Origin of the sequence: Sphingobium xenophagum NBRC 107872 (assembly GCF_000367345.1) — a bacterium.
Taxonomy (GTDB): Bacteria; Pseudomonadota; Alphaproteobacteria; order Sphingomonadales; family Sphingomonadaceae; genus Sphingobium; species Sphingobium xenophagum.
The window spans coordinates 1-10991 of record NZ_BARE01000079.1; the positions used below are offsets into that span (position 1 = coordinate 1).

The 10991-nt window shown below is 58.5% G+C and carries 7 protein-coding genes; all 7 read right to left on the minus strand.

What is annotated here, in order from left to right:
• Window positions 1–467: 467 nt before the first annotated feature.
• The 7 genes from SX1_RS24370 to SX1_RS20950 all read right to left on the minus strand — a co-directional run bounded on the left by SX1_RS24370 (window position 468) and on the right by SX1_RS20950 (window position 10679).
• Complete coding sequence (locus SX1_RS24370) at window positions 468–1445, minus strand: hypothetical protein (protein ID WP_157410333.1); 978 nt, start codon at window positions 1443–1445, stop codon at window positions 468–470.
• A gap of 199 nt (window positions 1446–1644) precedes the next feature.
• A complete protein-coding gene (locus tag SX1_RS24375; protein ID WP_157410335.1) occupies window positions 1645–2283 on the minus strand; it encodes a hypothetical protein in 639 nt (212 codons plus the stop codon).
• Between the two features lie 40 nt (window positions 2284–2323).
• A complete protein-coding gene (locus tag SX1_RS20930; RefSeq protein WP_019054660.1) occupies window positions 2324–3349 on the minus strand; it encodes a tetratricopeptide repeat protein in 1026 nt (341 codons plus the stop codon).
• A gap of 47 nt (window positions 3350–3396) precedes the next feature.
• Window positions 3397–3726 (minus strand): hypothetical protein, encoded by a 330-nt coding sequence (locus SX1_RS24380; protein ID WP_019054661.1) that lies wholly within the window; start codon window positions 3724–3726, stop codon window positions 3397–3399.
• 117 nt (window positions 3727–3843) lie between these two features.
• Entirely contained in the window at window positions 3844–8634 is a 4791-nt protein-coding gene (locus tag SX1_RS20940) for an nSTAND1 domain-containing NTPase (RefSeq protein WP_019054662.1), read from the minus strand.
• Window positions 8635–9540: a hypothetical protein gene (locus SX1_RS20945; RefSeq protein WP_019054663.1), complete on the minus strand. Its 906-nt coding sequence runs from the start codon at window positions 9538–9540 to the stop codon at window positions 8635–8637.
• A 62-nt stretch (window positions 9541–9602) separates the two neighbouring features.
• Window positions 9603–10679: a hypothetical protein gene (locus SX1_RS20950; RefSeq protein ID WP_026150017.1), complete on the minus strand. Its 1077-nt coding sequence runs from the start codon at window positions 10677–10679 to the stop codon at window positions 9603–9605.
• Between the last annotated feature and the right edge of the window lie 312 nt (window positions 10680–10991).

Genomic DNA, 10991 nt, shown 5'->3' on the forward strand with positions numbered 1-10991 from the left:
GACTTAACGGTCGTTACTGCCTACGACCATGAATGACGGCTTTGGGCCGAACCAGCCATTTGCGGTGCGTCAAAGGCAATGATTGAGCGGTTGCCGTTGCCACTTGGCGCTTATGATGACGAAAGCTAGAATGAAGGTCTGTCCTTGATTGTCGATCGCGGCAGATAACTGATCCATGAACTACTCCGAGTTCGAACCAGTTCCGCAATGTCACCCCTGCCTTGGCCGGGGCATCGGTGGTTTCGAAATGATTCATGAGCGCGGCGCACACACTTCCTAATGTGCCGCGTTGCTGAATATCCGCCAAATATGGGGCCTTCTGCTTCTCGGCATGAGTTCGAAGCGAAGCGGTCAGGCCCGATGCATGGCGAGGTTGGTGGGCGAAAGCACTCATGCCTTCGAAAAAATGCGTCGTCGCTAGCAAGCGTCAGGACAGCGCGTAATTGGTGCGAGGAAGTGGATACCATTTAATGGCAAGATTTCGCGGGTTGCCATTGGTCGCCTACAAGGACCAAGTCATTCGGATTACAAGGCGTCTCGCCGCCACCGGAACTTCCAGCACCCGCCGCACCTGCCGCCAAAACACCGACAAGCGCCTGAGCGCTGAGCGATGCACCTGGAGCCCGGCAATTTCCGGCCTGATCGTGAAACTCAATACATTGCAGACTGGAGTTTGCCACCTTTATCTTCACCCACCCGGACGATATCCCTCCAGCATAACTGACATATTTATAGTTACCCTGGGCGACATAGGTCTTGCTGGATGAACCGCCGGAAAGATATCGCGATCCGGACATGCTTCCCGACACGTATCGATTAAACCCCCACGTCCTGGAGTCGGCCTGGACTACCCTGTCCAGCATTTGATCTAAAGCACTGCCACTTGGGGATCCGTTCTTTGATTCCATGGCAGGTTGCCGTGATGTGTTCGAAGCGGAAGGGGGGCGTCCGCCTGAACTTGGGTCAAGCTTTGCGACGGCAGCAGGTGCAAGGGCGCGGATGGTCGTACAGTCACGATCGTCGATATTGCCGCTGAGTTGACCGTTTGAAATGGTCACGGTCGCGCCGACCATTCTGAATCCCGCTGGCTGCCGCCTCCAACGGACGGGATCGATTTGATATCGGTTACCGCCAAGCGGATTTAAGTCAAATTCATAGCTGCCGTAGGGAACCCGACCACCGCCGAAATTAAAAGTGCCGCCCAAGCCATACCCTATGTTGCTCAAGTCAATGCTGACTTTCGTCAGCCCCTGCTCACATGTGTAGGTGCCCGTATAAATCGTCTGGTCTGCCGCGCTTAAACGCGGCACGGCTTCGCCGAGGACCTCGACTGGTTCGCCCTCGACATAATCTGGTGGAGGCGTAAATGTTGCTCCGTTCTGTGCAAAGGCAGCGTCGTTTATTTGAAGACAAGCGGCAGCAGCATATAATAGAGCTTTGCGCATATCATACCTCAATCGCCATTGTTAAAGACCAGATCCGATGTGTTACGGACCATGCTGTATCATCAGGCAATGGTCCACCGATCCCCTGGATTTGCGGGTAATTTTCCGCCGGAATGGCATTGCCAGCTTCAACTGACCGGCATGGACTATTTCCATCCGAAACGAGCTGACATCCAGCAAAGGTGGTATCGGCTCCAACCTATCGCTGGCAGACTGTTTTTGTATCAACGTCACCGTTTTTGTCTGCATAGGTGATGACTTCCCTGCACCCTCGATCGCGATAAGCTCGTTCCGCTTCCTCTTTGCGCATGTAAGCATCTGTAACCGCGCCAACTGCCCCTTTCATGGTTCTGCTGTCGAGATGGACGTTTGATTCCCATTTGCGCATGCTAATTGCGCCGCATTGTGGATCGGAGATTTTACCCTGCATGCCAAAAAAGCCTGCTGACCCATCTCGGCGAAGAACTGCACCAACGGGCCGAAAACCTTGCGGCATACTGTTCAGTCGCTCCTTGTCGGGATCCGGAGTCATTACGACGCGCCCGTCAGGATATTCCTGGATACGCACATGATATCTTCCCCAGCCGAAGATGTTACGCAGCATCCGATATTTAAATTTGAATTCGCCTAGGCGGACAAACTTGCCGACTGTGGCACCTTCAGAACGACCATTTTGTCCGTCACTCTGGATGTAGAGTTCCAGTTCGGTCAGACCTTGCGCACACTGATAAGTGCCGACATATTTTCCTTGGTCGAGGCCGATCAATTTCCCTGTCTGGCCAAATGCCGATCCGCTGAAGATAAGCGCTGGAGCAAAAAGAAGGGTTTCAAGGCGCATAACGTTTTCCTCGAATTATTGAGAATGCTAATGATCTGTGTCAAAGTTGAATTTTATTTTCAATAACTTCGATATTTTCTTCGGCTATGGCAGCCAAGTCTACTCGATCGCCCTGTGCGACATCAAGGAAAAGGCTCTTGGCCTCTCGCAGAGAGACATCGTCACCCCGGTTCATCAACATGACACCCAAATTTAACTTGGCTTCAGGCAGATCATGAACGACGGCCATTCTGTAAGCGGCGATGGCTTGCTCGCGATCGGGCAATCCGCCCATACCCCATTCATAATCCAGGCCCAAATTGAAGGCAGCGCGCGCGTGACCCTTTAAAGCTGCTTTGCGATACCACTGGCGGGCTTCGACGGGGTCTTTTGTAAAACCCTGTTCGCCTTGAGCAAGCAAGACCCCGACAAGCGCCATGGCATCGACTTGCCCCTCGTTTGCCGCCTCCCGAAGTAGCGGCTGCCACAAGTTCTCAGCTGATCGATTGGGCGATTGCGCCCAGATTACCTGCGACAAAAGCCATTTATTTTCGGCATTGTGCGGTGCCGTTGCACCCTCCAGCAGACCTTGCGCCTCCGAGTGACGCGCCTGTGCTACTAGAAGGCGAGCCAGCGGCGTAATGCTGTCTGCATAGCCTCGGCCGCCTGCCGCGCGGAGCCAGCGTTCTGCCTCTTGTTGCGCCTTTGCGTCACCAGCGCTCAGGCGAATTCCAAGATTGTACATGTCCTCAGCATTGCCAGCTACCGCGCTCCAACGGAGCATTCGGTTGACTTCTTCTTCTGGTGACGATCCTGCCCTGGCACCCTGTGCGGCCTCTGCGGACATCCAGAGGTGGCTCAGGCTTACGCCCAATAGTGCACCGCACATGAGCCAGCCGGCCGCTCTCAGCCGACGTGATCGCAGTCGGTCAAAGGCAGGTAGCGCAATCATAAGTGCTGCGAGGCCGAAACTGGCGGCACCAGCCCATAGCATGAGGCCGAGCGGCAAGCGGGCATCGACCTGGAGTGCCGCGACGGCGACGGTCGCGAAAGCTATGGCAAAAAGCAATCGAAGGACTTTACGCATGCGATAGCACCTTGTTCCAATGGGAGGTGAGCGGAATTGCAGCTCGTTCAGGAAAGGCGGAGTTCGAGCACGAACAGTCGGGCATTGACGCGAAGGCAGTCGGAATAGATGTCCGTAAATGCGCAGCCGACGCTGGCGCATCCGGTCAATGTGCCGAGGGCATGGGAGACGCTGCCTGTGCGAGCGAAGTCGTCTTCGGCCACTGCGCGGCACCCGGAATATACTATGGTCGAACCCGGATAACCGCTTGCCAATCTACCGATCTCGGCGCGCACCTGGGCGCGCGTGCTTTGCGCCGACGCCGGCTGGGAAAGCCCCATCGCCATAACAGCCCCGGCGAAGATTGCGAATTTTTGCTTAGTCGAATTGCTGAACATGATCCGGTCTCCATTGCCGGCGCCCCCTAGTGCGAGGACACCCTGTGGAACTCGGTCTAAGCGATCAGCTTCAGAGCTATTAGACGGATACCTGGCAAACTGGACCGGACCTGTTCATCAATGCTGTCGTGTCTGAGGCACGGTCGAACGGTCAACGCAGGAGCCAGTAGCCGGACCGCTGGTCCGTTGCTCGTCAGACGGGTCCAGACCTGCCAGCTCGCGCTGCTGCAAGGTCAGGCAGCGTGTAATCACGGCATCGACAAGGGGTAATAATTGACGCGTGTCTGGGACGTCCCAGACACGTGCCGTTCCATCCGAGGAAGCGGTTACGATGCGCCGCCCCTCGGGGCTGAACGAGGCAGAAACAACCTCGCCACTGTGACCCGATAGAGTGGCGGCGGTGGCAATGTCGCGGTCGACTGTCCAGATCCGGGCGGTTCCATCGGCAGATGCCGTAACGAGCCTCTTGCCGTCCGGGCTGAATTCAGCCGAGTTAATACTGTGGCTATGGCCACTCAGCAATACCGACCTGAGCGGCCAAACGGTATGGTCCCAAATTCGCGCGGTGCCATCGACATAAAGGGTGACAACACGCAGACCGTCGGGGCTGAAAATGACATCCGTGACCCAGTCGTGGCCTATAAGCGGAACATAATCCACACTGCCATTATCGATCCGCCAGACCCGCGCCGTTCCATCCTGGGAGGCAGTTGCCATAAATCGTCCATCGGGACTGACCCTTGCATCGTCGATGCTAAGCGCATGCTTTTTGGGGAAGATTGATGGCGAAGCGTTACTGTCAATAGACCAAACACAGGCAATGCCTTGTGCAAAAGTGGCAAAAAGTCTTTTCCCATCCTGACTCAGTCGGGCGCTCTTCAAATACCTGTCAGGTCCCTTGAATGACTTAAACTCCAACCGATCGCTAGCGGCAGTCCAGATGCGGGCTTCACCATCGCGTGAGGCGGTTAAAATATGACGGCCATCTGGACTAAATTCCGCACTAACCAACGCTTCCTTGTGACCAGACAATGGCACTGAAGCAGCCTGATCGCTAGCAAGGTTCCAAATGCGGGCAGTGCCGTCATATGACGCAGTAACGATGCGGCGGCTGTCTGGACTGAAACGAGCCTGGGTGACTCTTTGGCTATGACCGATCAGTGGTATCGACATTCGCCCGCTGTCGGTAAGTTGCCAGACCCGCGCTGTTTTGTCGTTGGATGTTGTCACGACGCTGCGTCCATCCGGGCTGAAAGCGGCGCTGGTCAATCCCCGCGTATGCCCGGCGAGGACAATACCGTTCGAATTGGCGGGTGTCGCATCCCAGCGACGAACCGTCCCGTAGAGGGTGAAAGTCGTGACGAAGCGGCCATCCTGGGAAAACTCTGCCGCCTCGACCGGATCTTGATGTCCAGCGAGCACAATGGACGCCGGTCTCTCTTCTCCCAATGTCCAAATCCGCGCTGTGCCGTCACCGGACCCTGTTACGACCCTTTCGCCGTCGGGGCTGAAAGTGACGTGAGTGACAAAACGTGAGTGCCCCTTAAGTACGGCGACGGCAGACATGTCGCCGCTTGTGTTCCAGATACGCGCAGTTCGATCGTCAGAGCCCGTTGCAATCCGGGACCCGTCCGGGCTGAACGCAACGCTGTTCACCTTGTCCGTATGTCCGGTCAAAATGATTGGAGTGAGGTGATCGGCATAGAGGTTCCAGATGTCGACTGTGTGATCGTCTGAGGTAATAACCAGCTGACGGCCGTCCGGGCTGAGGGCGACTTCACTAAAAATGGAATACCGCCCCGGCAGTAGAATCGGGACCGGGCGGTCAGCATCAAGTTTCCACAGGTGAGCGGCATTGGCACCAGATAGTGTGACCGCAAACCTCCCGTCAGAGCTTAGTGTCGCCCAAGCAATAGCGTTTGGCCCTCCCTCGGACCCTATCGTCGATTTCAACTTGCCATTAATGGTCCATATTTGAGCGGTCCGGTCGTGCCCCGACGTGATCACATGCTGGCCATATCTGCTGAAGCTGCCAAATAAAGCTTTGCCGCGTGTTCCCTCCAGTGGCGTTGCTAATAGCTGGTTAGATCCCAAGTCCCATAGTACAGCACCATGTTCCCGGCTGACGGTAACCAACTTTTGGCCATCGTCACTGAATTCGGCCGTTTGAGCTCCTCTGCCGAGTTGCGGCAACGCGATGGAGCTTGGTGTCGCGGCATCGAAAGTCCAGATCAGGGTCGTCCCATCTTCATGAGCGACGACCGCTCGACGTCTGTCTGGGCTGAGTGCCTTGATCTGGCCGATATGTTCGCCGTCGCCCAGCCGGAGCGCCATTATCTCCCGGTTGCCAAGATAGGCCTGCAACAGAGCGGTCTGCGCTGCACCAGTCCAGCTGGCTTCGTCGGCAGGATCGAGTTGGGAACGGGCCAGTAGAAGGCCGGTCATCGCATCCCCTTGTTCAACCGCCTGGCCAGCCAACTGGGCCACTGCGCGTGACCGTTGCCTGCGTGCCTCTGCCGTTTGCGCCTCGGCGCGCTGTTGTTGCCGCGTCGCGAGGCGCGTCGCGGTCAGCGCCAAGTCTCGCTGCCGTAGGGCTTCGGCGCGTTGCTTGGCCTCGGAAACAGCTGCAGCCTGAGCCAGCATTCTTGCCTGATTGGCAATCTTGGTTTGGTCGCGCGCGGAATTCCTGGCGGAGATTGCTGCAAGGGCCTCTTCCTTCGCCTCGGTTGCCTTTGCCTCCGCAAAGCGCTGACTGACTTTTGCCCGGTCACGTTCGAACAGCGCCCACCCTGTCGAGCCGGCAAGAACCACCGCAATTGTGGCGGCGGAGAGGTATCTCACATTGCGCTGTCGTCTGACTCGTGAGGCAGAGGCATCGAGGAATGCCGTCAATACGGCATTCCTCGCCACGACTGGCACCAGGGCCCTTATCGCGTTCGCATTGACGATATCGCGAGGGCTGGTGAGCAGGCGATCACGCGGGTGATCTTCGTCGTCCCAGACTTTTGCCTTTTGCCGGAATTCCTCGATCAGCAGGCGGTTTTGGCGGGAGTCGTTGAGTAATTTCGCCGCTTGTTCCCAGTGGCTGAACAGAGCCTCGTGGGCCACGCGGACCACGGCGGGGGCATCGGGTGTGGTGCCTTGTTCGGAGACCAGCACGCGGATGGTGGTGAGGGCGTCGATTAGGCGACGGCCGGGGGTGCCCAGTGGCCATTGGTCGATCGGCGCTGGCCGAGCGGTTTCGCGGGTGCCATCAGCTGAGGGGACAGCCAGAGCATCAAGAAGGCCGGGTAGTTCGGCTTGCGCCTCTGAATCGAGCGCTGAGTAGGCATCTGCCGCTACAGTGCCGATTGCACCCGCCAAGCCGCCCAGCTTTACATAGGCGGCAAAGCCCAGCGTGCGGGGGAAGGTGGCGTCTGCCAAATCGCCGGCTTCCGGCAACTCTCGCGAGTCGTAGAGCTTCTGCAAGGCAAAGCCGAGCAGTGGCAGGGCATCGTCGGTGGCCATCGCATCGGCTAGCAGGGTTTGTGCGAGCGACACCCCGTTGGCGCGCTGTTCGAATTGCAGGCCTGCAAGTTCGGCGGGCCGGGTGATGACTTGCGAGAAGGCATCACGACTCATGCGGGGCAGGTTGTACTGGCCATCCCCCTCGAACAGCGGGGTGAGGATGACCTGACCATCTTCATCGGCCAGTTCCAGATAACTGGCGTAGAATTCGCTGCGCAAGGTGCCGATGACCCAGATGCCGCGCGCCTGCAGCGATTGCAGCAGCCGGGCCAAGCCAATGCGGGCCCGCGGCGTGAAGTTCAGCGTGAACAGCTCTTCGAACTGATCGATAACGAAAACGCTGCGTTGGCCTGCTTCTGTAGCAAAGCATGCCGGAAGGTCTTGAAGCATGGGTGCGCCTTCGGGAGCAGCCGCCAGCGTCATGCCCAGCTGCTTTTCATCGCGGACCTGCCATTGCGAGAGGATGCTTTGCGCCAGCCGCTGTTCATCAGCCGGTTCGTCACCCAGCCCCGAGGCGGCATCGCGCGGACGCCAGACGGCATATTGCAGGCCGGGCTTGCGCTTGATCAGCGCTGCAAGCACGCCGGCAAGGCAGAAGCTGCTTTTCCCCGCCCCCGATGCGCCGATGATCAGCGCGCCTGACCGACCGGCGGCAGCGCGGGCCTCAAGCAGCGATGTCAGCGCTTCGACTTCGCGCTGCCGCCCAAAGAACACGCGGCTGAAGCGGGTGTCGTAGGCTTCCAAGGCGCGGAACGGAGAGATGCCGCTCGGCCATGAGCCAAGGATCGGAACGCCCAAGGCATCAAGCGCTTCATCGATCCGGTCAACCGGGCATAGGATCAAGCCGTTTCTGCGGCATTCGGCGCGTAGGTCATCGCCGATCTGCGCCTCATCAGCGCGCGGGTAGAACAGGCGTGTGCCGACTTTGGGACCAGAGGCCAGGGCGGCGCGGACCTTGACGGCCACCGCCTCGACCGAGCCGACATTGCCATCAGGATCGAGCAATCCGGTAGCCATGAAATCGCTGTCGGGCACGCCCTTGGGCAGGCTAGGTGCGCCCAGATGCAGGTAAGCGACCAGTCCAAACAGCAATTCGGCACTGCGGCCGGTGACTTGCAGGCTTGGCGGATCAATATCGATCCACAGCCGCTGCACGGGATGGTTGTGGTTGATTTCGCGGAACAGCAATTGCAGCGCGACAGTGCCCGCGCGTTTGGCCGACAAGCCCAATTCGCCGTTGTGCACACTGTTGACCGGTGCCCGATCCACCTTGACCAATTCCCGTTCAAGGACCGGGGGATCAAACGCCACGCGCAGGCCAAGAACCTTGCACACCTCGCCGCCCGCAGGCCCGGCCAGCAAGAGTGATGCGCAATAAGGCTGATGGGTCACGGAGGACATTTACTTCCCTTCATCCCATGAGATTGCAAGGCCCTGAATCGCAATTGGCGATGGCAGGATGATTTCAGCCTGGCCGTCTTCGTCTACCTCGCCCAGGCTGATCACATCGCCAAGCACGCGCAAGCGGATGGTGCAGCCGCGGAAGGCCGGAATGGCAGCTTCGTTGACTCTGAACACGGCAAGCGTGGCAGGGCCGCCATCAATGGGCGCCAAGGTGAGCGTCCACTGCGCGGGCGTGTTGCGTGGGTCTTCAAGGCTGACAGCTTGCACATCATCCCCGCTGGTTGCGGCGGCAAGGCGCACGAGTTCCACCCAGTTATCGTTGGCGGCTGTAGTTTGCGGAGTCGTCTGCGCTGCTGGCGCTAGCAAGGTGTGCCAGGGGATAGGGGCATCGGCAAAGGCAGGCAGGCTGAGGGCAAAGGCATCGGCATCATTGGCCCTGCATGCGTTTTCCCATGCATTCAGAGCATCAACATAGCCGGCAAGATCCGCGGGGTGGTTTGCCAAATCCACGCTGCCTGCATCGCCTGAGATGGCCTGCAAGGCCGCCAGCACAGCCTGGTCCGGCGCATTCATGCCCAGAATGGCAGCAAGGGGTGTTTCGCCCCATTCCACCAGCCGCACGTTCATGTGTGGGGCGACATGCTGCAGGTGTTGCAGCAAGGCAATGTCGGCCATGTCGACAACGACCAGCAGGTTCCATGCGCTACCCTCTAGAGCCAACCCTTCGAGCCGGGTTGCGAGCTGCTCGCGCGGGACCGGTTCGATCATCTGACTGGTCAGCCGCCAATCCAGCAGCGAGGGTGTACCGGTTTCGGTGCGCCAGAACCCGGAAATCAATTGGAACGCAAGTTCCGAACAGATCAGCCACTTATCCAGGCGGGGGGTAGAATGCGTGGTGGTCATAGCGAACCTCTGGCTTCGGGGGCTGCGATTGCGCGACCGGCACCCCATGGAGTGGCAGTGATTTACTGTCCAAGGTCGGTCGACAGGTGTGCCCGCGCAGGTTCGGCCAGCAGCCCGCCGCGCATCCTTTCGGCAAATGCGCGCGTCATTGGCATGCCCGTTAGCAAGGGCCTGTCCGGCACTTCGGACATGGCCGAGCGTAACGCGCTGCGCTTCGCCTGCTCGCCCGCCATTTTCGGTCCATAGCGAACGAGGCTGTGCAGGTAATCGTACGCGCCGGGACGGAACGCCGGACCTTTAATTGCGCCCGAATGAAAGATGTCCATGGCCAGATCGGCCACCGCCAGGCCAAGGTCATAGGCGCACATCAGTTTGTCGCGGGCAATGGGATCATGAGCCAGCTGCGCTTCGATCAGCGTGCGCGGCGGGCACCGCGTCAGGTGGTGCGCGATTTGAAAGCAATCAGGCAGGGCGTTCGCCAGAGCTGCGCGAGGGCGGGCCAGCGCTGGGTCCTTTGCCAGCAGCACCGTTGCCGACAGGGCTTGGGCTAAGCGCTGCGCGCCGGCGTGCAGGTCATCCGGCAACCCGGTGCCTTGCTGCAAAATTTGCTGCACTTGCTGGTAAAATGGCGTTCTGGTGGCATAGCGCTCGTCCGGCGAATGCTGCGCCACGCCCAACTGGCTGTGCAGGACATGCAGGAAATGCAGCATCTCAACCGTTTCGGCCTGCGGCCCGACCAGTTCCTCGCCAGCCCTGCGCCAACGTACATCGGGCTGATCAACGGCAAAACCGGGCGGCGCGGGCGAGAGCGCAGATAGGCTGCTGCGCAGTTGCTTGCCTCGTGTCATCTGATCCAACCGTTCCTTGGCACGGTCATGGAAATAGCTGGCAGTAGTGATCAGGTCCTTGCCTTCAGGCTGCTTCAACAACCAGTTTTTCGTGATCTGCAGGTAGGCTGCCAGAAGATACGCCCAGCGCTGTTTCGCAAGGCGGCGGCCAAGCTCGGGGCAATACAGATCGAACCAGATTAGCGCATGGGGCCACCATTCCTTCGGGTTCCAACGTTGTTCCCCTTCACCATCTCCCAACAGAGCAAGGACAACGTAACACCGCGCTTCGAGCTTTGGTGCATTGGCCAATTGTGGATAGCGCCTGCGGACCTCCGGGAACCAAACTCCATGACCACCAGGTATGGTGACCGAGCGCGAGTTTCGCACTGCAACTACAGTTTCAATTATGAGCTCGGCAGATAATATCATCACATGGCCCGTTCAAATGTATCGGTTGCAAATGTCTATTATTTTTTCGCGAGAAACTTGATTTTAAGCATGCTCCAGAAAAGGAGACTAGGGCGATCAATGAAATTTTGGGATGGGGAAAGCTGGCAAACTGAGCCCCAATGGATGAAGGCCCTGCCCTATCTGAACAAGGTTGGCCGCGAGTACCACTTG